Here is a 23,717-nt window from a genome sequence, read left to right as displayed (position 1 = left end):
AGCTCCCTGCGCCAGGGGCCGCGGCGGAGTCGCGGCGTTCCGCCCGGTGTGAACGCCGCGGTCGAAGAGACTGTCCGACAAGCTGTTGACTGGCCGGAGCCGCCGGCGTGGTTAAAATGCGGGGCCGTATTGTTGCCGGTGAGTTTGCGCGCCCTTTCCGGGGTCTCGCGCAACAGGCCGTGCAGGGTCTCCGCCGGAATTTCCGATTCGGCTTGTGAACCGGGAGGTGTCCGAATGCAGGCTGCCCGGCGGCCGGATACGTCCCGGCCGTCTTTATGCCCCGGATGCGCGGTTCATCGAGCCGGTACGGTACAGCGCGATCTCAACGGTTTCAAAGCCGAGCGGGGCAAGCAGCGTTTCGAGGCTCCCGCGTTCGGCCTCCGCCCGTTCCAGATCGTCCGCCCGGAACTCGAGCCGGGCCGTTTCCGGCCCGATCCTGCGTACCCGGAAGCCGGTGTATCCCCGTGCCGCGACCGCGTTCTCCCCGGCTTCGACCGTCGCAAGCGCTTCCCGGTCCAGCGGCGTTCCGGCCGGAATCCTGCTTGCGAGACAGGCCGCCGCCGGGAGGTTCCAGACCGGCAGCTTCCACTCCCGCGCCAGATCACGGATCGCCTGCTTCGGCAGTTCCCGGAGCGGATGTGCCACGCCGAGCTCATCGGCCGCCTTCGCGCCGGGCCGGTAATCCCCCCGGTCGTCGAAATTCGCTCCGTCTGCAAGTACCGCAAAACCGAGGCTGCGCGCCCGTTCGCCGAGCGCGGTGAAAATCCGCTTCTTGCAGTAATAGCAGCGCAGCGGACCGTTAGCCCGCACGGCCTCGTCCGCCAGCGGGTCCAGCGGAACGGTTTCGAGCCGGAGTCCTGCCGCCGCCGCCAGCGTCCGCGCCTGTTCTGCCTCGCGGCGCGGCAGCAGAACCGAGTCGGCCAGCAGCAGAAGCACATTGCCGCCGCCGAGCACACGCCGCGCCGCCTCGGCCAGCAACGTGCTGTCGCAGCCGCCCGAGAAGGCGACGGCAAGCTTTCCGTACGGCCGGAGCTCAGCTTCGAGTTTTGTGCGCCAGAAGCTCACGGTATTCCCTTTTCAGAATATCGGCCATGCGCGGCCAGTCGAATTGTTCGATGACGCGTTTCCGCCCGGTCTCCCCCATCCGGCGGGCGAGAGCGGGATCGTTCCAGATCTTCCGGGTCGCTTCGATGACTTCGCCGACCTGCTGCGGCGCGACGCAGTAGCCGGTTTCCCCGTCGCGGATCACCTCCGGGGTGCCGTCGAGGCGGTAGCCGATCGCCGGGATGCCGGTCGCCAGCGCCTGCACCACCGAGCGCGGCAGCCCTTCGCGCAGCGACAAATGCCAGAGCAGGTCGGCCTGCGCGAGATAGCGATGTACTTGGGCCGGAGGCACGAGTCCGGCAAAGTGGAAGTGGTCCGTCAGTCCGAGCGCGGCGATCTGCGCATCGAGTTCGTCGCGCATCGGCCCGTCGCCGATCAGGAGCAGGTGCGTATCCGGATACTCCCGGATCAGCTCGGCCGCCGCCGGGACGACGTATTCGTAACCTTTCATCGGAAAGAGCCGGGCGAGGGTTGCGATGACCCGCGCCTTTTCCGGAAGTCCAAGCTCGTTCCGCAGCTCCGGTTCCCGCACCGCGTTCGCAAACGCGGACGTCTCCATGCCGCTGTAAACGACCATGTATTTTTCGCGCGGGGCGATGCGGGCCTCGACGCACTGATCGATCATGGCTTGGGCGACGGCGTAGATTTTGTCGCAGTAACGGGCGGCGATCCGTTCCGACTCCTTGTAGAGCGCATTTTTCCAGCCGGTTTCGTAAGGATGGAACGCCTGACCGTGGACGGTGTGAACCACGACCGGCACGCCGGCGCGCCGGGCCGCGATCCGGCCGATGACGCCGGCCTTCGAGCTGTGGGTGTGGACGATGTCGAATTTCCGCTCCCGGAAGAACTTTTTCAGAGCGAAATACGCCTTCAGGTCGTTGGCCGGGTCGAGCTCGCGGACCAGGCTCGGCAGCTCGACCGTTTCGAACGGCGGAAAATCGACGTTCTGCAGCAGTTTCCCCTCCCGCCCCGGTGACGGGCCGGTGACCAGGACGACCTCGTGCCCCCTGCGCAGATGGCCGAGAATCGTGTACAGCGTGTTCTCCTGCGCGCCGCCGACGATCATGCGGGTGATGACGTGGCAGATCTTCATTTTTTTACCGGAACTCATGTTCCCAAACCTCCGGGACGCTGCTGTTCGGTATAAGTGTGCCCGTCGCCTCCCGTCCCGGCTGCCGCAGCGTGATGGCACAGCCGGAATCGGTCGTAACAAGCGAAAGGCGCCATTCAAAGGCGGCGGAAGGATCCGAATAAGCCAATTCGAATCCGTTCTCGTTCGGGGTGACCGCAAGCGGTCCGTAGCTGCCGCCGTCGGCCGGGGTGGTCAGGCGGCAGCCGGGCAGCGTCTCCGCGAGTTTTGCGGTGAACACGCGGGAATAACGGTCGAGCTCCGGCACCGAAAGCTCCGAAACCGGCAGCCGGGTGACGAGCAGCGGCAGCGCCGACAGGTTCCCGGTCCGCGCCGCCGAAAAGGCGAGGCGGTCGATGTGCGTCGCGCCGCGTTTCAGGAGAAAATCAGCCGCTGCCGGCACGGTGCCGTAGCCGTCGGCATTGACGGCGGCCGTATACGCCGTGCCGGGATGATGAAAGACGACCATCGGCGTCGAGCCGCCGCCGGCGACGACGAGGAGCGACGGCTTCCGGAATTCAGCCCGGAACAGCCAGGCGGACGGCAGCAGGACAAGCAGGGCCGCCGCCGGAAACAGCACCGCCCGCCGCCGTCCCGCGATCAACAGAAAGAGCGCTGCGTAAAAAAGGACGATCTCCGGCAGGGACGGCCGGACCGCGGGCAGCCGCTCGAGCCCGGTCGCGGCGATTCGCGTAACCGTCTCCATGAAACCGAAGCAGAACTCGAGCAGCCGGGCGCCGAACCAGTCGAACCCGCTCCAGAAGAGTCCGCCGCCGAGCTTGAAAAAGAGGATCGGGAACAACAGTCCCACCACCGGCATGAGCGCGAGGTTCGCGAGCACCGACCCCGGCAGCAGCAGCCCCTGCGTGTGAAGCGAGATGCCTGCGCCGCCGAGAAATGCCGCAAAGCATGCGCCTGCCGCGAACAGCAGCGCCCAGCCGCGCCGGAGCCGTTTTTCACGCCGCCGTTTGAAGCGCGAATTCGGCATGCAGCGGAACTCTTCGCCGAGCAGCTCCGCCGCCCGGTCGAACCGGCCGCTCGCCAGAATCAGGATCGCGGTGATCAGGAACGAATACTGGAACCCCATGTCGAGCATGAGTCCCGGTGAAACGAGAATCAGGATTCCCCCCGCCAGCAGCAGCGCGTGAAACGGCGGGATGTAGAGCAGTGAAGCGCGGAGCACGCACCAGAGTCCGATCATGTAAAAGGCGCGCATCGCCGGGGCGTTCGCGCCGGTCGAAAGAACGTAGAGCAGCACAAGCGCCGCGAGCGTCAGGTAGCGGCTCCGGAACGGCAGCGGGCGCAGCAGCCAGAGCAGAACCGCCGCGAGCATCGCGACATGCATGCCGGAGACCGAATAGAGGTGGATCGTGCCGGATTCGATGAGCCGCAGCCGGTTGGCCGGGTCGACTCCGCCCGAGGTTCCGAAAAAGAGCGCCGCGGCCAAATTGCGGATGCGCGCGGAGCCGATCCCGCTGACGGCCCGTTCGAGCAGCCGGTCGCGGACGAGGCAGATCCGGCCGAGCATGCCCGGACTCCGGCCGGTGACCGCCGCTTCGCGGGCCCGGAAGGTCCGGCTTGCGCCGCGCCCGGCCAGATAAGTCGAGAAATCGCGCATCGGCGTGATCCGGGTCGCGGTCCCGCCATGCTCCCGCCGGAATACGCCGCCGGGTTCCGGCAGCACGAAGACTCCCTCGGCGGTCAGCAGATCTCCGCAGCGGACCGCCGGCGGTGATTCGGCCGGGAGTTTCAGATAAATCACTCCCGATGCGTTCCGGAAGCCGGTTTCTCCGGTGAGGCGGATGCGCCGGACCTGCGCGCGGATCAGCGACGGCGGCGTGATGCCCGGCACCGACGAGACGCGCGGGTCGGCGATCCGGAGCTCGGCCGTCCCTCCGCAGCTGCGCGGCGGCAGCAGGGTTTCATACGCTCCGGGCCGCTGCTCCCACAGCGCATGCAGCCCGATGCTCGCTGTTCCCAGCCCGATTCCGGCGAGCGCGACCGCGGCGCAGCGGCGTTCGAGCAGGAGAAGGGCCGCCGCTGCCGCCGCAACGGCGACGACCGCGCCCCACGGCAGGAACCGGCCGTCCAGCGTCGCCGGGAGCGCTCCGGCGAGAATGCCCGGAAAAAGCGCGCCCGGCGCCGTCAGGCGGCAGCGGATTCGGCGGAACGGTACGTGCATCATTGGATTGACGGAGCTCTTTTCTGATCTATACCCGTTTCAGTGGAAAACTTTAAATCCGCGCCGGGAGCCGGTTCCGCATCTTTTCAAGTTTTCGCTGTCTTATGTGTATAATGTAGATGAAAACAGCGCGATTTGCAATCATTTCGATTTGATATTCCGGAATTCCGGCGTATAGTTATCTTAGAATTACTTAGGAGGTCTGAAATGAAACATTATTTGCCTCTGTTGCTGTGCTGGTGCCTGGGCGGTTTTCTGCCGCTGGGCGCCGAAGAGCCGCCGCGGGCTCCGAATTCCGAGCCTGCCGTTGAAGAGGCGGCGGCTCCCGTGCCGGAGGCGGAAGCCGCCGGGGAGGAGGCGGGCGGCGGGGAAGAACCGGTCATGGACATCAGGACCGCCGGCGGGAAGGTCTACAAGGATGCGACCGTCGAACGGGTTACGCCGAGCGGCATCGACATCGGCTACCTGCGTGAAGACGGCAGTTATGCAATGATCGGCGTGCCGCTGGCCCAGCTCACGCCGGAATTGCAGAAGCATTTCGGCTACGATCCCGAACAGGCGAAGAAGTTTGAAGAGCAATTGCAGGCCGCCGGAAAGCGCACGCTTGAGGAGACCGCCGAGAGTGAGGCCGACCGCATGGCCCGCGTGACCCGCGAGATCAAGGCGCGGCTTTCGGGCGACGAAGTGAAGATCAAGCCGGCCGACCTGCGGTTCGCGATTTACGCGCGCCGCCGCCCGGTGGCGGTGGTTCCGGTCGAACGGGTGCGTTCCGGCACGGTGGTCGCGGTCATCGACGACACGAGCGAACTGCCGCAGCTGCCGACGCTTGTTCTGATCGACGGACTTGAGCTGCCTGAGGGAACCGGCCGCTGGAGCGGTTTTCTGTATCCGACCGGTATGCACGCGCGCTACCGCGATATCGAACGGATTCCGGTTTTTTCGGATTCGCTCGACGAGGCCCAGCTGCTGCTTGAGCGCTATCTCGACATTTACAGCGAGTTCGCCGCCGCGCAGAAGGAGAATGCCGAAACCGCCGCTCCGCCCGAAACGCAGGACGCTCCCCCGGATCAGGCCGAAGTCGCCGGGCTGGACAACAAAGGCGGCAGCGTCTCGAACAACAGCCGGAACGACAACCTCGGCACGGAACGTTACTATTATTATCCGTATTATATCGGCAGCACCTACTGGCCGGTGATCTGGTGGTCGAACAACTGCTGGAACGACTGGCCGCGCCCGCGCCCGCCCCGTCCGTGGCCGGGACCGGGACCGCGCCCGCCTCGCCCGCCCAGGCCCGATCCGGGACCGCATCCGCCGCGGCCGCCGCGGCCGCCGAAGCCCGACCCGGGGCCGAAGCCGCCGACCGACAATCTGCGTCCGCTGCCGGGAGCGGACCGGCCGCTCGTGCCGCGTCCCGACCGCCCGAGCCGGCCGAATCCCGACGCGAACCGCCCGGCGCCCGGAAAGAACAATGTCGTTCCGTCGCTTTCCGGCGCTGACAAGCTGCCGGTTCGTCCGTCCGGAACCGGTTCCGGCATCAGCGGCCCGGCGGTGAACCGGCCCGGCCGAGGTTATCAGATGGAACGGAACGGCGGATTCCGGCGAGTCGTCCCGAGCCCGGCGCCGGCCCGGCCGTCGACTTCACCCGGCACGAATGTCCGCCCGTCCGGAATCCGGCCGACGCCGGCGCGCCCCGCGACGTGGTCCGGTCCCTCGACGCCGTTCAACCCGCCCCGCCCGGCCGGAGGACACGGCCGCCGCTGAGCGGAACTGAAAAGAAGCGGCGATCCGGCCCGGAGAAACGGTTTCTCCGGGCCGGCCGTTTACAGGGACCCGACGCTCTCGCGTTCGATGAGGCTGTACGGAACGGTGATGTCTCCGGCCGGAGTCTCCCCCCGGATCAGCTGTTCGAGCAGCTCAAGGGCGTGAAACGCGAGTTCGCTGTAGTTCTGGACCAGGGTGGTCTGGGCCGGCAGCAGCGCCTGCGAGATTCGGACGTACTCCATGCCGAGCAGTGAAAAATCCTCCGGGATGCGCAGTTTCTGCAGGTGAATGCCGCGGGCGACGAAAACGCCGGTCATCTCTCCGGCGCAGACGAACGCGGTGATCCCCTGTTTTTTGAGCGCGACGAAATCCGGCAGCTCATGCCAGGCGAAGAAATGCATGAACCGGTGCGGGTCGGACCAGCCGAGCCGCCGCATGGCGGCGATGAAGCCGTCGTACCGGCGCGAGCAGAGCCTCCGGTCGCGCTCTTCGGCCACGTCGGACAGATAGGCGATGCGCCGGTGTCCGCGGGCGGCCAGATATTCGACGGCGAGATCCATCGCCTGAATTCCGTCCGAGCGCACGCAGTAGATCCGGTTCAGGTGGTTGCCGGTCTGGTTTACCTTCACGAGCGGCAGGGTTTTCAGTTCCTCCCACGCCTCCTGATCGTTGTCGATGGCCAGCGAAATTCCGCCGGAGATGACCCGGTCGTTCAGAATGTCGATGTCGGAGGGGGAGACCAGTTCGGTATGGTAGCCGCGGCTGCTGATCTCGGCCCGGATCTGCATGAGCATATGTCCCATGTAGCCGCCCGCGACCGCGTTCGGCAGGATCAGGGCGATCGTCTTGCGGCCGCCGCCGCTTTCGAGCCGGTAGCCGAGCTGCTGGGCCGCCCGGATCACCGCAAGCCGGGTGGACGGGTGGACGCGCGGGTCGTTGTTCAATACCCGCGAAACGGTTGCATGCGACACTCCCGCCGCCGCTCCGACCATTCTGACTGTCACTTTTTTCATCCCGCGCTCTCCTTCCCGCATTACCATACATGCCCGGGAACGGTTTTACAAGGCTCTGGTACATTTTGTTACACGGGAAATTTCGCAAAATCGTTGCTTTCCAGTTTTTTTTGCTTATAATATTTAAGGAAGAATGCGACGAATTCTTTTTGGGGAAAGGAACAGCGGTGAGAATCAAAGGGTATCTGGCAATGGCTGCATTGCTTTCCGGCCTGCTTGCGCCGGGGGCGGAGCTGGTGTGGAACTATTCCGGGACGGAATCCATGCCGAAGGAACAGAACGGCGCTTTTGCGCGGCTGAGCGACGTGAAAACGCCGGACGGCAAAAACGCGCTGCGCGTCTGGGCGAAGTATGACTCGGAGGAGCTCAAATACCAGCCGGTCATCACTTTCATGGCTCCGGCCGGCGTTCTTGAAAATGCGGAGACGGTGGAAATCAGTTTTTACTGCCGCGCCGACTTTGACGGAACGCTTGAGCTCAGAAGCACACCGCGCAGCAATACCGCGTTTCACCTGACCGATACGGTTCCGGTGAAATTCGGCACCCGGTGGAAGCGGCTGACCTGCACGTTGAAGGTGCGGCCCGCCCGGGGCGGGGAGCCGGTGATCCAGCTGCCGCGCATCCTGCTTTCGACCGTGAAGGCGAATCAGATGATCTATTTCGGCCCGATTACGGTTACGGTTCCGGCAGGGAAGGAGGGCGCAGAATGAAATTGCTGAAACGGTTCGTCCCTGTCTTGTTCTGCGGCGTTCTGTTTGCGGCGGCTGCCGCGGAGACGGAGCTGAAGCTCTGGAGCTTCGGCAAAACCGATCCGGAGGTGACGCTCCGCAACGGCGGAACGCTCGCCTTCGATCCGCTGCGCGATTCGTCCGGCAATCCGGTGCTCGAAATCGCGTTGCCGGAGAAGCCGGGGAATTATCCGGTCGTTGCGGCATTCCGCTCGAAAACGGTTCCGGCGCGGAAGCAGAAGCTCGCCGTCGAGTTCGAAGTCCGCGGCTCCGTGCCGTGCCGTGCCGAAATCCTGATTGCGAACGGCGAAGCGCCCTACAACTATCTTTCGGCGGTGCAGAGCTTCGATATTCCGGCGAGCTGGAAGCGCCACCGCATCGTGCTCGCCGTCACCGCCGATGCCGGCGGAATCGGGACGGCGGCGCTGCCGCAGTTCATTTTCCGGAACGCTCCGGCCGGGGCGAAGATCGATTTCGGGCCGATCCGGGTCACGGATGCAACCTCGGCCGCTGCCGTTCCGGCAATCCGCGAAATCCGGGAGGGGAAAGAGTGGAAGGCGGTCGATCTCTCCGACCTCGTCGTCCGGGCTGGTTCGGCGCTCGATCTCTCCGGCATCACCGACCGTGCGCCGGCCGGGACCTACGGGCGGGTGACCGTCAACGCCGCCGGACAGCTGGTTTTCGAGAAACGGCCGGATGAGGAGCTGCGCTTCTTCTCGCTGCAGCTTCTGCCCGGGCAGGCCGGCATGCAGTACATGAGCAAGGCCGAACTCGAGGCATACGTCGATACGATCGTCCGGCAGGGGTACAACATGGTGCGCATCCACGGTCCCGGCCGTTTCCTGGTCGGCCCGAACCGCGGCGCGGTGTTGAAGAATCAGGAGCGGTTCGAGCTGCCGCAGACTCCGGACGAGCTTGAGTTCGATCCGGAGATTCAGGACCGGTTCGACTACTTCATCTATCTGCTGAAAAAGAACGGCGTTTACGTCAATCTGGACGGACTGGTCTCCTTCGTCGGATTTTCCAGCGACCTCAATCTGTCGATTGCGCCGCGCCATCCGAACAGCTCGAAGGTGCAGATGTTCGTCAATCCGGCCCGGCGGCGGAACTGGGTCGCCGGCGTGTCGAAGATCCTGACTCATGTGAATCCGTACACGAAAACCGCTCTGCGGGATGACCCGGTGCTCGCGCTGTTCCAGTACTACAACGAGCAGGATATCCGGCTCGACCTGCGCGAATATTCGAAGGCGTTCCAGCCGCTCTGGGTCGCGTTCCTGAAGAACCGCTACGGCAGTTACGGAAAGCTTTACGCCGCATGGGGCGGCAAATGCGGCGACGTGCTTCTGCCGGAGAACGGCACATTCGAACAGGTTCCCGAAATCAGCTTCAAGGTAGCCCGCACCGATACGCCGGCCGGAATCGACATGGCGCTCTTCCAGTCCGAACGCGAAGTCGAAATGACGAAGTTCTACGAGGAGGAAACGGCGAAGATCGGTTACCGCGGGCTCACGACGCAGTGGGATATGATCACCCGCCTCGTGCATTTGCCGGCCCGGGAGCGGATGCCGGTCATCACCATGCACGGCTATCACGCGCATCCGTCCGGTTACGGCGGCTCGAAGGGCATCACGCTGAACCAGAAGAGCCCGCTGGCCGAAAACGGCAGCGCGGTCAAGCGCCAGAGCACGGCGCGCTGGCTCGACCGCCCCTACCTGATCACGGAGTTCGGCTTCGTCTTCTGGAACCGGTTCCGTCACGAGCAGGGGCTGGTCTACGCCGCCTGCGCCGCGCTGCAGAACTGGAACGGCGTCGCCTGCCACTGCAATCAGGCCGTCCTGTACGGCGACCCGCTGGCGAGCTTCATGGTCGGGGTCGATCCGGTCGGCCGGGCTTCGGAACTGGTGACCGCGATGGGCTTCCTGCGGCGCGACATCGAAACGTCGCCGCACACGATTGAGATTCCGGTATCGCGGAAGTTCGCGTTCGACGGCCGGGCGATGGGGGCGATTCCGGACGAGATTTCACGCATGTGGATCTGGAGCAAGGTCGGCATCAGCTTCGACGGCCGCCGCCGCGCTCCGGTCAGGGCCGATCTCACGGTATCGCCGGACGGCGTCGCTCAATCCGGCGGCGGCGACATGTTTGAAGAGATTCTGGCGACCGGCGAAACCTCCAGACTTGAGCGGATCTGCGCGATCCTGAAGAAGAAGGGCATACTCGGACGGGAGAACCGCAGCGATCCGGCCCGCGGAATTTTCGAGAGCGACACGGCGCAGGTCTATATGGATGTCAGCCGGGCCGAAATGACCGTGAAGACTCCGCGGCTCGAGGGGGCGGTCGTCAAACAGGACCGGCCGGTTGTGCTCGGCGCGCTCTCGGTGCTCGGCTGTTCGGTTCCGGCTTCGGTTACGGTCGTGTCGCTGGAAAAGGAGGCGACGCTGGCGACGGCGAAGCGGCTGCTTGCGGTCATCGCAACCGACGCGCGCAACAGCGGCATGAAGTTCTCCGATGCGAATGAAACGGTGCTCGAGGAGATCGGCAGTCTGCCGGCCCTGGTGCGCACGGGAAAGTTCCGGCTTGCGATCGCCCGTCCGGACGGAGAACGCTTCAGGGCGTATGCGCTGAAGCTGAACGGCGAACGCGCGTCGGAGCTGCCGGTGAAAAACGAAGCGGGCCGGCTCGTCCTCGACATCGACACGGCTGCGCTGCCGGACGGACCGGCCGTCTTTTTTGAACTCATTCACCAATAACATAACCCGAAGGAGGATTGTTCCATGAAAAAAACATTTACCCTGATCGAGCTCCTGGTCGTCATCGCCATCATCGCGATTCTGGCTTCGATGCTGCTGCCGGCGCTGAACCAGGCGCGCGGCCGGGCACATACGGCAACCTGTTCGGGCAATTTGAAGCAGCTCGGCAGCGGTGCCGCGCAGTATGCGGCCGATTACGATGATTTTCTGGTGGCCGACTTCACCGACGACACGACTGACCTCTATGCGTGGCAGACCAACCTCGCTCCGTATGTCGGGCTGTCGGGTACGCGGGAGGAGATGAAGTTCCGGATCCGTGATTATACCAGTGTGTTCACCTGCCCGACGCATTTCGGCGAGCACCGTTCGAATATGGCCCACCGGACCTACGCCAAGTCGGCTTACGCGGGGGAGATCACGAAGAATAACCGCAGCAGCAATTACCGGAAGAAGCTTTCGACGATCAGCCGCCCGAGCGGCATGATGCATTTCATGGACGGGCTCTGGGTGGAGTCGCTCTCCGGCTTCAACAAAGTGCTTGCCTATACGCAGATGCCGGACAATGTGCATAACAACAACGTGAACATCTGCTGGATTGACGGCCATGTGGCGCTGCACAACCGCAATGCGATTCCGGGTTCCGTCGGAGAGAACGCGCAGAAGGGCGGCGTTTACGGCCGCACCTTCTGGTTCGGTAAAGCGCCCTCCGGCGAATAAAGACCTCTCGGCGGAAAGAGTGCGGGCAACCGCACTTCTTTGCGGAGAGCAGGGCGCGGAACTTCCTGCGGCGTGAGAGCCGCGCCCCCCGCCGGGAACAGCGGGAGCGAGGCGATGGACGGCGCAGTGCGGACCGGAGGCTGCCGCATTGTCCCCGGCAGAATTGTCGCGCGGGCCGGCGTGCTGCGGTTTCTACGGAACGATCGCCCGATTCGCTTCAAGCAGCCTGCGCAGTTCCGGCATCGGAATTTCTTCGGCGGGAACTCCGAGCCGGACCGAGAGCGCCGCGAGCGCTCCCGCCGCCTGCCCGGTCGCCATACATGTGGCCTGCACCCGCAGCGCCGAATTCGCCAGCCGGTCGCTGGACAGAATCCGCCCGGCTGCAAGCAGATGGCGCGTATTGCGCGGAATCAGCGCACCGCGCGGCACCGTCGGAACAATTCCGGGCGCCAGATTCCGCTTATCCAGACCGACCTTCGCATCGTGGAGGTCGATCGGGTAGAATGCATGCGAAACCGCGTCTTTGTACTTCTTCCCCGCCGCATACTCCTCCGCCGTGACGGTCTCAAGCCCGACGATGGTGCGCGTCTCGCGCACGCCGCACTCGGCGGCGTTGAGCTTGAATTCGAGCTTCTCAAGCCCCGGCTGCTTTTTCAGGAAGCGGTAAAGCCGCAGCAGCGATGCGCGGCCCGCAATTTCGATCCGGGTCCGGCCGGCCGAATCGGCCGCGTTGATCCCGGAGATGTGGTTCGAATTGTTTCCGCGCGAAAAGAGGAAATGCGGGTTGAAGCCGTTGCTCCAGCCCGTATCCTCGCAGCTGACCTCGCCGCGCGCGGCAGCTTCCTCGAACGCCGTGCGGAGCGCATCGATATCGAGCTTCTCCGGGTCGTAGCCGGTCGCATACACGCAGAGCGTGCCGGGCTGACAGGGGTCGGAGGTGCGGAGCTCGGCGCCGAGCAGCTTCGAAAGATTCGCGTCCCCGGTGCAGTCGATCACCCGCCGGGCGAAAACCGGATAAAGACCGTCCTTGCCGCAGAGCGTCAGCCCGACACCGTCCGCGGCCGTCTCCGCCGCGCCGATCATCGTATGGTATTTGACCGTCACTCCGGCCTTTTCAAACTCTTCGTCGCAGAGGGCCGCGAAGATGACCGGATCGATCTGAACCTGGTACCGCCAATGCTCGTTGAGATTCGTGTCGCAGAGATTCGGCAGCGGATCGCGGCTCTCCTGCCGGGTGCGCTCCACAAGCTCCCAGCCGATGCCGGCGATGACCTGCTTCCCCCAGGCGTGGAAGATGCCGGGGTAGGCGATTCCCGCGGCCGTGATGGTTCCGCCCGGGATCCCGTTTTTTTCGACCAGACAGACCGAAGCTCCCGCCCGCGCGGCCTGGATCGCCGCGCAGACGCCGGCGGTTCCGGCCCCGGCGACCAGGATATCGAAACTCTCTTTTGATGCGGTTTGGCTCATTTTCGTCATCTCCGATAAGATTTCAGTGATTCGGATCGTCTCAAGAAACAAAGCCGGATGAACGATTCCGGATTTATTTTTTGGGTCCGGACTTGCATTCCGGCGTTTTTTAATATAACTTGCATGAAGGAATAAACAACCCTTAATTGCAGAGGATTTTATGATTCAACGTATCTTTTTGCCCGGTCTCGCGGCCGGCGCGCTGCTGTTCGCCGGCTGCGCCGCTCAGAACGCAGCTCCGGCGCCGGGGTTCCAGCAGATTGTGTCGGAGGCGGGCGGCAAGGTGTTCCCGGCCGTCGTCTACATTCAGGTCGTGACCGGCAATCTCAAAAGCGGCCGGGCCCAGAACGATGTGGTTTCCGGTTCCGGCGTCCTCATCACGCCGGACGGGGAGCTGCTTTCGAACTGGCATGTGGTCGACAAGGCGCAGAGCATCCGCTGCCTGCTGAATGACGGCCGGGCATTCACGGCTAAAGTGGTCGGGCTCGACAAGGACCTCGACCTGTCGCTGCTGAAACTCGATCTGCCGGAAGGCACGCCGCCGCTGCCGTATGCCGCGATCGATTACGAAGACCGTCTGACCGAAGGGGACTTCGTTATGGCGATGGGAGCGCCGTGGGGGCTCAACCGTTCGGTTTCGATCGGCATCGTTTCGTGCGCCTCGCGCTATCTGCCGGAGGGAACCTACAGCCTCTGGTATCAGACCGACGCTTCGATTTCGCCCGGCAATTCCGGCGGTCCGCTGGTCAACACCGACGGAAAGGTGGTCGGCATCAACACGCTCGGCATGCTGATGGGCGGCACGGTCGGTTTCTCGATTCCGGCGCCGACCATCCGCGACGCTCTGCCCCGGCTGCGCGAATACGGCAAGGTCAACTGGGCCTGGCTCGGTTTTCAGCTTCAGCCGCTGCGCGATTTCAACCGGGACATTTACTTCGATTTTCCGGACGGCGTCATCGTTTCCGGCACCGAACCCGGCAGCCCGGCCCGGAAGGCCGGTTTTCTGCCGAACGACCGCATCGTGGCGATCGACGGCAAGCCGGTCACGGTCGGCACCAACGAGGAGATGCCGGGATTCCGCCGCATGCTCGGTCTCCTGCCGTTCGGCAAGCCGGTCGCCTTCACCGTCGTCCGCGAGGGGGAAACGGTTGTGATCGACGCCGCCCCGGTCGCCAAAGGCGAGGTTGAAGGCGAAGAGGTCTCCTGCCCGCGCTGGGGATTCACCGCCAAGGCGATCAACCGTTTCGACACGCCGAATCTCCATTACTACCGTAATTCCGGCGTCTATATCTACGGCGTTTCGGATTTCGGCAATGCGGCGCAGGCCGAGCTGCGGCCGAACGACATTCTCGTTTCGATCGACGGGGAACCGGTCAATACCCCCGCCGAACTCGAAACGCTCTACAGGAAAGCGATGGAGCGGCTCGATACGAATCCGAAGGCGACGTTCGCCGTGCTTCGCAACGGACGCATGATCCAGCGCGTCATGGACTTTTCCAACGATTACGAGAAGGAGTGAGGAAATGAAAAAAAGCCGAAATGTGTTCCTGGCGATCCTGCTTTCCGGCGCATTCGCCGCCGCCGCCGCCGAAACGGAAAAAGCTCCCGACGCGGCGGAGCTGCGGGAGCTGAGCGTAAAACTGCTCGACAAGCTCTCTGCGTCCCTGGTCGACGTGGAATATTTCTTCCGGCCGGACGAGAACGGCAAACGACCTGAATTCACGGTCCAATACTATTGTCCGGGCTGCCGGAGCATGCACTCCGGTTCGGCCGACAGCCTGATCGAAGACCAGCGGCCGTTCAAGGTGCCGGGTTACGCCGTCGCGCCGGACGAGTTCATCTCGTCGGATATCGGCGCGCTCCCCGAATGGATCGAGTCGCTCGACCTCGTATTCGGCGGCAAGCGTTATCCGGCGAAGGTCGTCGCCTACTATCCGGCTCAGAAGAGCGTACTGCTGAAAACGGCATCGCCGGTTCCGGGCGTCGTTCCGCTGGCGTTCAACCCGAAAGCGGAAGGGAAACGGTTCGGCTTCTCCCGCAGCGAAGAGTCCGGAGTCGAGCATGCGTTTACCGCTCCGTGGGCTCCGGCGACGGTCGTCCGCAACCTCGGGAACGGAGAAACTTACGTCAAAACGGCTGCCAACGTGCTCGTCGTCAACGAGAAGGGCGAAGTCGCCGCGCTGTCGATGAATGACAGGCTCGATGTCGGAACCGCTCCGGCCGAGGCGGTTCCGTCGGCCTGGAAGCAGGTCTCCGCCGCCGAACACGGCAGAAAGCTGGCGGAATTCAAAGCCATGCTGGAGAAGAACCTCTACCCGGTCCGCATCCGGCTCAAGCCGCAGAAGCCGCTGACCGGATTCGCCGCACATTATCAGAGAAGGAGCGAGAACCGCAATGAGGCGGACGGCATCGCAATCCGCATGAAAGACGGCAAGGTGCTGATCGCCGCTTCGCTTTCCCCGGCGGAAACGGCCCGGCTGTCGCGCATCGTGCTGACGGTGGACGGCAAGGAGATTCCGGCCCGGTTCGTCGGTTCGCTGCAGTTTTTCGGCGCCCTCGTCGCGGAACCCGAACAGCCGCTGCCGGGCGGCGGCATCGCGTTTTACCGGGGAGACGCCGGGAAGCTCAGCGGAGCGTCGGTCTACGACGCGCAGTTGAAAAGTTTCGGCGACAAACTCGAACTGCGTGTGTTTCCCCAGAAGCTCGAGAGCTTCGACGTCGGCTTCCGCGGCATGATCGTTCCGGCCGGCCGGCTGCTGCGGCAGGGATACGTATTCACCGAGAACGGCGAGCTTGTGTCGCTGCCGCTCGAAAGGCGCAAGCTCGACCGCGATTACGCCTCGACCGAGGCGGTCGCCGCATCGATGGTGCTGGCGCTTGCCGGAAACTTCGACCCCGCCAACGTGCCGCAGGAGGGAGAGGAAAAGATCGCCTGGCTCGGCATTGAATTCCAGCAGCTCGGCCCCGAGCTCGCCCGGGCGAACAAAGCCGCCGAATTCACCGAAGACGGCAAGAATGGACTGCTCGTCACTTACGTCTATCCGGATTCTCCTGCCGCGCGGCTCGGCATCAAGACCGGTGATATCCTGCTGTCGGTCACGCCGGACGGCAGCGCCGCCCCGGTCAAATTCGAAGGCTATCAGTTCGGCTCGGAAATGGATCAATTCCCGTGGGACCGCTACGATCAGGTTCCGCCCCAGTACTATGACCAGATTCCGGCTCCGTGGGGCACTACCCGGAACGCCCTCAACAGGCTGCTCGGCGGCATCGGCATCGGCGGCAAAGCAAAGCTGGCGGTCGTATCGGACGGCAGGATCCATGAGTATCCGTTCACGGTGACCGCCGCGCCGGAAAGTTTCGAAACCGCTGAGAAATTCAATGACTCCAAGCTCGGCATGAGCGTCTGCGACCTGACCTACGAGGTCCGCAACTACTTCCAGCTCAAGCCGGAGGATACCGGCGTCCTGGTTGCGAAGGTCAAGGCGGGCGGCCGTGCCGCCGTGGCCGGCATCAAGCCGTATGAGATCGTCACCACTGTTGACGGCGAACCCGTGAAGAACCTCGAAAGTTTCAGGAAACTGGTCGAAGGCAGAAGTGAATTGCGGATCGGCGTGCGCCGTCTCGCCGTAACCCGCATCGTCACCATCGCCGCTCCGGTCGGTCCGGTTGCCTCTGCCGCTCCGGCGGAAGAAGAGTGACCCTCTTCCCGCTGCCGTGCCGCGGGGGTGAGGGAGGGTGAAGCGTCCGGAAGCGCTGAAGCCGAAGACGCCGTGTGCAGGTTTCCGTAATCGCGGACGGTTTGCCGTCCGCGATCTTCAGGGGCTTCGGCTTGGAAACTTGTTGAGGCGTAATACCACCTTTCCTGAATCTCCGGGCCGGATACGGAACTCGCCGAAACGCGAGGCTCCGCCTCGCACTCCGCGTATGGAATGGGGAGCCGCACGCATCCGGCCGTTCCGCCGGAAAATCGATGATTTTTCTCATGCTCTCTTGACAAATCGAATTTTTTACACCATAATATTTTTTATGGAAATGAAACATTTGGTCTTCTGACGATTTCCCGGTTGAATTTTATCGAAGCGATGAGTTGTTCAGATATTTCCGGGCGGATATGAGGAATGCGAATTCCGATCACAAAGGAGATGGTATGTTAATACCATCGAAATATTAACCGTGCCTTTCTCTTCAAAGAGCGGGGCCCCCGGGAAGTACCATCCGCCGCGCAAGCGTTGTGGATGATAAGCCCGACTTGTCCTCCGCAGCCTCGGCGAAGGAGGAAGGACGGCAACTTTTTTGGGAACACAGGAGGCTGAAAAATGGACGGGGTGAGAAGGTTTACCTTGGTGGAACTGCTGGTGGTGATTGCGATCATCGCGATTCTGGCTTCGATGCTGTTGCCGGCGCTGAACCAGGCGCGTGCCAGGGCGCAGGCTTCCAGCTGCGTCAACAATCTCAAGCAGATCGGCAGCGCATTCGCCCTTTATGCAAACGATTATCAGGACATGGTGCCGCCCGCCCTGCCGAATTACACAACGCCGCTCTGGACGGATGCTCTGCTGGGGACGACCCGGAATACGGGCCGGCCGGACAAAGCACAGGGCGGTTACCTCACCGTTGCCCAATTCCGCTGTCCTTCACAGCCGGAAGCCAATACCTCCATCAACTGGTGGGAGTATACACCGCATTACGGCATCAATAATCATTGCGTCTCCGATCTGGGCGGCCTCAAGCTGACCAGGCTGAAAAAGGCTTCCACCAAAATCGCGGTCGTGGATACCTGGGGAACGGACACCGGCAAAAAGCAGCCCGATATCACCAAGGGTTTTTTCCGCTTCGCCCCCCACTCTGTCTACAACGGCAATTACACGAATAAAGATTACGGCTGTCCCGCCGGCCGGCACAATCTCACGGTCAACACGCTTTGGTTCGACTGGCATGTTTCGGGGTTGAAAGTCCGTTCGGACCTGATGCCGCATACGACCTGCCCCGAGTTCGATGCCTCCACCGGTTATGGTTGGGAACATCTCTCCAAAGATTGACCGTCGAAGGGAATGTTATATGAAATACCTTCTGCTCCTTTTGCTTACGGCGTCTGCAACGGTAATTTGCGCCCCGGTCTGGCAGCTCGGCGTGGAAGACGGTTCCAGCCGGGAGTTTCTTCCTTATTCCAGCCTGGAGTTTCAGACCTCCCGACAGTTATTGAATTCACCCGGCTACAAGGACGGCTGTTTCACCTGCCGCATCTCCGGCGGGGGAAAGCAGGACGCCTCCGCCATTCCTCCGGGCCTCACAGGGGGAACCGCGGGAAACCGGACGCCGATACGTAAGCTGCGGCTGCTCTGGACCGAGAAGGAGGCCGGATTCCGGGAGTTTGAATTTCGCATCCTTTACGCCGCCGACCGCGATTACAGATCACATCGAATCACCCCGAATGAGAATATGGATCTGGACTCGACGGACTGGGCTCCCTGCGGCGTCAGGATCGCGGCTCCGGGCAGGCGGATGGCGTTCCAATACGTCCCCTATGATGTGGAACGTTACCTCGAAAAAAACAATGGACCGCTGGTCGTAAAAATCGCCTTCCCGGTAAAAGCGGGAGAGAACTCCATTGAGCTGTCCGAAACGAGCGGCAATTCCTACGGGCGTGTGTTTCATTTCGATTATCTGAAGCTGACGGCGCTCGACTCCGACCGCCGTCCGGTTCCCTATGCTGAGTTCGGAGGCCACCGGAATTTTGCTGCTCCCGCAGTCTACCGGGTGGGAGACCGGGCGAAGGCCGGAGTCGCATTCCACAATCTGGAACCGGGCCGCCCCGTGAAAGCGAGGGTTGACTTCATCGATTATCTCGGGAAAACCGTGCTGTCGCGTCCTCTGGAGCTGCATCCGGACCGGGACGGATTCGCCCGGACCGAGGTCGATGTGCCGGAAAACCGGAGCGGCCATTTCCGTTTGCGCGCCTTTCTGGAAGAGCGGAAAGAGAAACTGGCGGAGACCCGCATAGCCGGAATCCGGGAGATTGCCCCGTTGAACGACCGGGAGGTGGAACAGAGCTTCATCGGCCTCTCCGGCATAGATCCGTCTTCCCTCTTCGAACCGGAAAACACGGAAAAATTCGAGAGATACGCCCGTTTGCAGAAGCTTCTCCAGTTCCGCCACGAACGGATTCACTCTCTCCCCTGGCAGTTCGTCGAGCCCGCCGAGCATCAGTACCATTGGGAAACCTGGGACCGGATGATCGAACTCCTGAAAGAGAATGACATCCATATCCAGCTGACGCTGCTGGGCACCCCTCGCTGGCTGCTGGACCGCCACTTTCCCGGTAAAGAGTACCGGCACCTTTACGACAGCATTTTCGCCCCTGTGCCGGATATGGAGAAATGGCGCGAATATTGCACTCTGGTGGCCCGGCGCTACGGGGATTCGGTCAAGGAGTTCGAAATATGGAACGAAGTATCGGAACAATCCATTTTCTGGCCGGAAGGCAATGCAGAACAGTTTTTCGAGCTGGTGAAAAACGCATCGGAGGCGATCAAGGCGGTGCATCCCGAAGCGAAAATCGTGGCGGAAACCCTGTGGCCGCGGCAGAATGACTTCATCCACGAGATTTTCCGGCTCGGAATCGCCGGATACGTCGATATTCACGCCGACCACTATATGAATGACCTGCGCATTGCCCAATCCAGGGAAATGCTGGAGAAATATGTACCCGGCGGCATCCTGATCGACAATGAAACCCATACGGAAGCCGCCGGCAATCCGCTCGGCCAGGTGGATGACGCCTCGCGCATCCGGGCGGCGCAGATGATGGTGCGCAACTATTTTCACCACAATGCACAGGGGGTCAGGCGCATCTACAACTTCCTGCTTTTCGGCGCCACCTGGCGGAAGTGGGGGCTGATGGGGCCGGACGAAACGCCGAAATTCACCTTCTCCGTATTCAAAACGCTGATCAACCGCACCGCCGGGGCGGAATTCGACTCTTACAGCCGCCTTTCCGGAAGCCTGGAGCTCTTCCTCTACCGCTACACTTCTCCGGAACGGGCCCGGACGAACGGCGGCGAGTATCTGGCCATCCTCTGCAGCAGCGGCGCGGAATCGGAGACGCTGATGCTCCCCTCGCTTGCGGAAAGCTGTCGCCGGATCGACATCATGGACAACGAAATGAGCCTCGCGGCTCCCGGACGCATCGTCACGGTCGATGTCGGCGCGGAGCCGGTGATGCTGGCCGGAATCGACCGCGCGGCGCTTGCGGCGCTTTCAAAGCTGAAAATCTCGGGCGGCAAAGGCTCGCTGCGTCCCGGGGAAGCCATTGAGGTGGAACTCTCTTTGCCGGAAGAGGCGGCGGAGGGCCGTTTCACCCTGAACTGCTCCGACGGCCGGGAGGAAAGCGTGCGCCTTGCCGGCGGCGAGCGGCACACTGTCCGGATGCCGGTGGGACGGGAGCTGTCGCACTCCGTCGTCACGCTGAAAATTTCGGGAGAGATCGAGACCGGCGAACGCAAACTCCCGGTTACCCGATTCTGTGAATACGTTGTGGAGGAGAAGGCTCCCGGCAGCAACCTCCTTGCTCCGTTCCATGTGCAGAACTGGATGCATTGGGGAAAAGGCAATGCGAGTTATCCGGAAGGGCGTGCCGTGGTAAGCATCGACTCCGCCGAAGGTGCAGGAGCGATCACCACCCGGAATCCCGTCGATGTGATTCCCGGTTGCCGTTATCTGCTTGATTTCAGCGCCAGAGGTTCCGGAACTCTCCGGGTGATGCTGGTCGGCACGGACCGTGCCGGGAAGCCGCGGGAGCTGACGCACAATCTGCTTTCCGAAAAGCTGTCGGCAGGCTTTAAAACGTTCCGGCGTGAATGGGTTTGTCCCGACGACATCGTTAAGCTGGGATTTCATTTCTATGAATTCAACACAATCGGAAACTTTGAGATTCTCAACAGCTCCTTTCTCCGGCTGCACAACGATTTGCCTCTGAACCGGCAGCTCTGCAAGGTGGAAGCATCGGCGGGGAAACCGGTATTTGACGGCGAGTTGACCGGTTTCCGGAAAGAGCTGTACCGTGACGTGATCGACCGGACCATGCTTTCCGGGCCGGAGGAGCTGCGGGCCTCCTTCGCGGTAGCGGCTGACCCGGGAACCATTTACATCGGCGTGAAAGTTCACGATCCCATCCATGCCGGAGGAAACCCGGATGAGCTTTACACGGGAGACAGCATCCAGGTCGATTTTGATCTGGGAGACGGTACCGTGAAGAGCCCCACTGCGCAATTCGGTTTCGCTCTGATCGACGGCAAGGCGATCACCTTTCGCCATTCGGTGATTCCGGCGGCGGATATCGTCAGTACCTACAAACTCGGGCCATCCCCGGCGGGCGTAAGCTGCAAGATCACCCGGAAGGGGGAAGAGACGATCTATGAAGCTGCCATTCCGGTCGAAACGATTCATCCGCAGTTGATTCTGAAACCGGGAATGAAACTCGGCTTTTCGCTCCTGGTCAATCAGAACAGCGGCAGCGGCCGTCAGGGGTTCCTGCAATGGAGTTCGGGAATCGGCCGCGAACGTGATTCCACCCAGTTCGGGGAATTGACCTTGCCGGACCCTTTGTAAACCGGCATTGGCCGCTGAGCCGGCTCTGCCGCACTGCAAACTGATTGCCCGTGTGGCGCTGCCGGCGATTCCATCGCTTTTATGCGTGTGCGGGCGTGTTCGCTTTGCAGTAGGCGATGAACGTTTCCGCGAACTTGAGTTCCCCGCCCGGCAGGTAGATGAAATTCATCCGGCGGACAATTTCCCCTTCCGTGAATCTCCCTGTCGCCAACGTTCCCGCCGCGAGCTCGTCCCCGATCGCCAGCTTCGAGATGACCGTGATGCCGAGTCCCTGCCGGACGAACCGTTTCAAGGCATCGAAGCTGTTCACTTCCAGTATATTGCGCGGGGGTGGCTCCGGCAGTTTGCGCGTTTGCAGAAAACGGTCGAAGTAGTACCTGGTCCCCGAGCCGCGCTCCCGCAGGATCAGCCGTCCCCCGCATCGAATGTACTCCTCCAGTGAAAACGCCTCCGCGCAATGCCCCGGGGCGAACGCCGGAAGCAGTTCGTCGGGAATGAACGGTTCCGACAGGAAGTATTTCTGTTCGAACGGTCCTTCGACCAGAGCCACATCGAGCTTCCGCGCCGAAATCATCTCCTCGATTCCATTTGTATTGGCCACTTTCAGCTCCAGAATCCGGTCCGGATGGCGCTTCATATAGGAGCCCGCCAGGTCCGGCAGCAGATATCCCCCGGCCGTCAGGGTCCCGCCGATATGAAAAACCTTCATCTCTGCGGCGGCGCACTGCACCGAACGGACGATCCGCGCCGAATCTGCGAAAAGCCGGCCGCACTCCGCTTCAAGTGCCTTCCCCGCCGCCGTCAGGACGACCCGCCGTCCGTCGCGGAGGAACAGCCGCACTCCGAGCTCCTCCTCGAGCCGGGCGAGCTGGTGCGTCACGTTCGGCTGGGTCATGCCGAGCGCGGCGGCGGTTTCCGTGAAGTTCCGCAGCGCCGCCGCCGTGCGGAAAATCGTCAGTTTCCGGTCGATCATGTTTTGCTTCCTTCCCGGAGTGTTGGGATATGGTTATAATTATAATTTATCAATCGATAATCTACAATAATTTTTATTTTATTCAAGCCGGATTTATATTAATCCAGCTTTTCAACAACCGAAAGGGAATGGAATATGGAACTGAATCCGACCGTCGAAGCCGCTCCGGCCATCGGGACAATGCGTGTGAAACAGGTGATTTTTCTTGTGCTCGCCGCCGCGTTTTTTCTGCTGCCGTGGATTTTTCCGGCAGTGCGCAACCACGCGCCGGGAGTTGCTGTGCTCTGCGGCGTCGCGTTTGCGGTTCTCTGGGGGAATCCGTATGAGGCGGTGACGGCGAAGCTGACTTCCCCGCTGCTCGGCGCGGCGATCGTCGGCATGGGGTTCGGCATGAACCTCGCCGAAGTGCTGCGGGCCGGCGCGCACGGCATGATCTATACGCTGGCCGGAATCTCGCTCGGCCTCGGGCTCGGCATCGTTCTCGGCAGACGGCTCGGACTTCAGAAGAATACGATGTACCTGATCAGCATCGGCACCTCGATCTGCGGCGGCAGTGCGATTGCGGCCGCGGCGCCGGTCCTGAAAGCGAAGGCGCACGATATTGCGATCGCTTCGGCGGTGGTGTTCACGCTGAACGCGGTTGCGCTGCTGGTTTTTCCGGCGGTCGGCCACGCGCTCGGCATGAGCCAGTACCAGTTCGGTTACTGGTCGGCGCTCGGCATTCACGACACGAGCTCCGTGGTCGGTGCGACAATGGCCTTCGGGCCGGAGGCGCTTGAGGTCGGGACGACCGTGAAGCTGGCCCGCGCGCTCTGGATTGTGCCGGTCACGCTGTTTCTGTCGATGTGCGTGGCTCCGGCCGGGGAGGGGGAAAAGCGGAAAATCCGGTTCCGGATTCCGTGGTTCATTCCGGGATTCCTGGCGGCTTCGGCGCTGGTCACCTGGGTGCCGGTGACGGCGGAACCGGGTTCCTTCCTGAAAGAGCTCTCGAAATACCTGATGATCGTGACGCTGTTCCTGATCGGAGCGAACCTGAACCGGGGCAAGCTGAAGGAGCTCGGCGTGAAGCCGGTGGTCCACGGGGTGATCCTCTGGGTGATCCTGGCCGGAATCTGGTGCGGGGCGATCCACTTCGGCATCGTCCGCTGAAAGGAGGCCGGAGTCTCTGCACGTGCGTAACAGCGGCGGAATTGCCGCCGGTGCCGTCCTCCCTGCCGGTTCGGGGAAAGGAACGCCGGCCGGAAAAAAGAGCGCGGGAACTCCGCAAAGCAGGAGCGGGCGGGAAC

15 protein-coding genes are annotated in these 23,717 nt (G+C 62.5%); 9 read left to right on the top strand and 6 right to left on the bottom strand.

Annotation, left to right across the window (positions count from 1 at the left end):
- Window positions 1-273 precede the first annotated feature (273 nt).
- Genes larE through FYJ85_RS05720 form a run of 3 tightly spaced genes read right to left on the bottom strand, consistent with a single transcriptional unit; the run spans window position 274 to window position 4,418 of the window.
- Window positions 274-1,065 (bottom strand): ATP-dependent sacrificial sulfur transferase LarE, encoded by a 792-nt coding sequence (gene larE, locus FYJ85_RS05730; RefSeq protein WP_106054526.1) that lies wholly within the window; start codon window positions 1,063-1,065, stop codon window positions 274-276.
- On the bottom strand, window positions 1,034-2,215 hold the full coding sequence (locus tag FYJ85_RS05725) for a glycosyltransferase family 4 protein (protein WP_154417251.1): 1,182 nt from the start codon (window positions 2,213-2,215) through the stop codon (window positions 1,034-1,036). The genes larE and FYJ85_RS05725 overlap by 32 nt, the downstream gene beginning before the upstream one ends.
- Complete coding sequence (locus tag FYJ85_RS05720; protein WP_154417250.1) at window positions 2,202-4,418, bottom strand: ComEC/Rec2 family competence protein; 2,217 nt, start codon at window positions 4,416-4,418, stop codon at window positions 2,202-2,204. The genes FYJ85_RS05725 and FYJ85_RS05720 overlap by 14 nt, the downstream gene beginning before the upstream one ends.
- Window positions 4,419-4,622: 204 nt before the next feature.
- Here FYJ85_RS05720 and FYJ85_RS05715 point away from each other — a divergent pair, with 204 nt between their 5' ends.
- Window positions 4,623-6,176, top strand: coding sequence for a hypothetical protein (locus FYJ85_RS05715; protein WP_154417249.1), 1,554 nt, complete (start codon window positions 4,623-4,625; stop codon window positions 6,174-6,176).
- Between the two features lie 59 nt (window positions 6,177-6,235).
- On the opposite strand, the gene FYJ85_RS05710 is transcribed toward FYJ85_RS05715, so the two are convergent.
- Window positions 6,236-7,189: a LacI family DNA-binding transcriptional regulator gene (locus FYJ85_RS05710; RefSeq protein ID WP_158704175.1), complete on the bottom strand. Its 954-nt coding sequence runs from the start codon at window positions 7,187-7,189 to the stop codon at window positions 6,236-6,238.
- Window positions 7,190-7,356: 167 nt separating this feature from the next.
- Here FYJ85_RS05710 and FYJ85_RS05705 point away from each other — a divergent pair, with 167 nt between their 5' ends.
- Genes FYJ85_RS05705 through FYJ85_RS05695 form a run of 3 tightly spaced genes read left to right on the top strand, consistent with a single transcriptional unit; the run spans window position 7,357 to window position 11,384 of the window.
- Window positions 7,357-7,899 carry a hypothetical protein gene (locus FYJ85_RS05705; RefSeq protein ID WP_154417248.1) on the top strand — a complete coding sequence of 181 codons (543 nt, stop codon included), beginning with the start codon at window positions 7,357-7,359 and terminating at the stop codon, window positions 7,897-7,899.
- Window positions 7,896-10,667 carry a hypothetical protein gene (locus FYJ85_RS05700; RefSeq protein ID WP_154417247.1) on the top strand — a complete coding sequence of 924 codons (2,772 nt, stop codon included), beginning with the start codon at window positions 7,896-7,898 and terminating at the stop codon, window positions 10,665-10,667. The genes FYJ85_RS05705 and FYJ85_RS05700 overlap by 4 nt, the downstream gene beginning before the upstream one ends.
- Window positions 10,668-10,691: 24 nt before the next feature.
- A complete protein-coding gene (locus FYJ85_RS05695) occupies window positions 10,692-11,384 on the top strand; it encodes a DUF1559 family PulG-like putative transporter (RefSeq protein WP_106054533.1) in 693 nt (230 codons plus the stop codon).
- Between the two features lie 192 nt (window positions 11,385-11,576).
- On the opposite strand, the gene FYJ85_RS05690 is transcribed toward FYJ85_RS05695, so the two are convergent.
- Window positions 11,577-12,851, bottom strand: a complete 1,275-nt coding sequence (locus FYJ85_RS05690) for an FAD-dependent oxidoreductase (RefSeq protein WP_158704177.1) — start codon at window positions 12,849-12,851, stop codon at window positions 11,577-11,579.
- A gap of 160 nt (window positions 12,852-13,011) precedes the next feature.
- Here FYJ85_RS05690 and FYJ85_RS05685 point away from each other — a divergent pair, with 160 nt between their 5' ends.
- The 4 genes from FYJ85_RS05685 (at window position 13,012) to FYJ85_RS05670 (ending at window position 21,458) form a co-directional block, all read left to right on the top strand.
- Entirely contained in the window at window positions 13,012-14,370 is a 1,359-nt protein-coding gene (locus FYJ85_RS05685; RefSeq protein ID WP_154417245.1) for a trypsin-like peptidase domain-containing protein, read from the top strand.
- A gap of 4 nt (window positions 14,371-14,374) precedes the next feature.
- Window positions 14,375-16,549 carry a Do family serine endopeptidase gene (locus FYJ85_RS05680; protein WP_154417244.1) on the top strand — a complete coding sequence of 725 codons (2,175 nt, stop codon included), beginning with the start codon at window positions 14,375-14,377 and terminating at the stop codon, window positions 16,547-16,549.
- Window positions 16,550-17,167: 618 nt separating this feature from the next.
- Window positions 17,168-17,890 carry a type II secretion system protein gene (locus tag FYJ85_RS05675; RefSeq protein WP_154417243.1) on the top strand — a complete coding sequence of 241 codons (723 nt, stop codon included), beginning with the start codon at window positions 17,168-17,170 and terminating at the stop codon, window positions 17,888-17,890.
- Between the two features lie 19 nt (window positions 17,891-17,909).
- A complete protein-coding gene (locus FYJ85_RS05670; RefSeq protein ID WP_177994767.1) occupies window positions 17,910-21,458 on the top strand; it encodes a GH39 family glycosyl hydrolase in 3,549 nt (1,182 codons plus the stop codon).
- A 79-nt stretch (window positions 21,459-21,537) separates the two neighbouring features.
- Here FYJ85_RS05670 and FYJ85_RS05665 read toward each other — a convergent pair whose 3' ends face one another.
- Window positions 21,538-22,431 carry a LysR family transcriptional regulator gene (locus FYJ85_RS05665; RefSeq protein WP_106054537.1) on the bottom strand — a complete coding sequence of 298 codons (894 nt, stop codon included), beginning with the start codon at window positions 22,429-22,431 and terminating at the stop codon, window positions 21,538-21,540.
- 135 nt (window positions 22,432-22,566) lie between these two features.
- On the opposite strand from FYJ85_RS05665, the gene FYJ85_RS05660 reads away from it, so the two are divergent.
- Window positions 22,567-23,580 carry a YeiH family protein gene (locus tag FYJ85_RS05660; protein WP_206212986.1) on the top strand — a complete coding sequence of 338 codons (1,014 nt, stop codon included), beginning with the start codon at window positions 22,567-22,569 and terminating at the stop codon, window positions 23,578-23,580.
- Window positions 23,581-23,717 lie beyond the last annotated feature (137 nt).

The organism is Victivallis lenta (genome assembly GCF_009695545.1).
GTDB lineage: Bacteria > Verrucomicrobiota > Lentisphaeria > Victivallales > Victivallaceae > Victivallis > Victivallis lenta.
The sequence above is the reverse complement of the archived record's forward strand: the minus strand, read 5'-3'. Positions and strand labels throughout refer to the sequence as shown.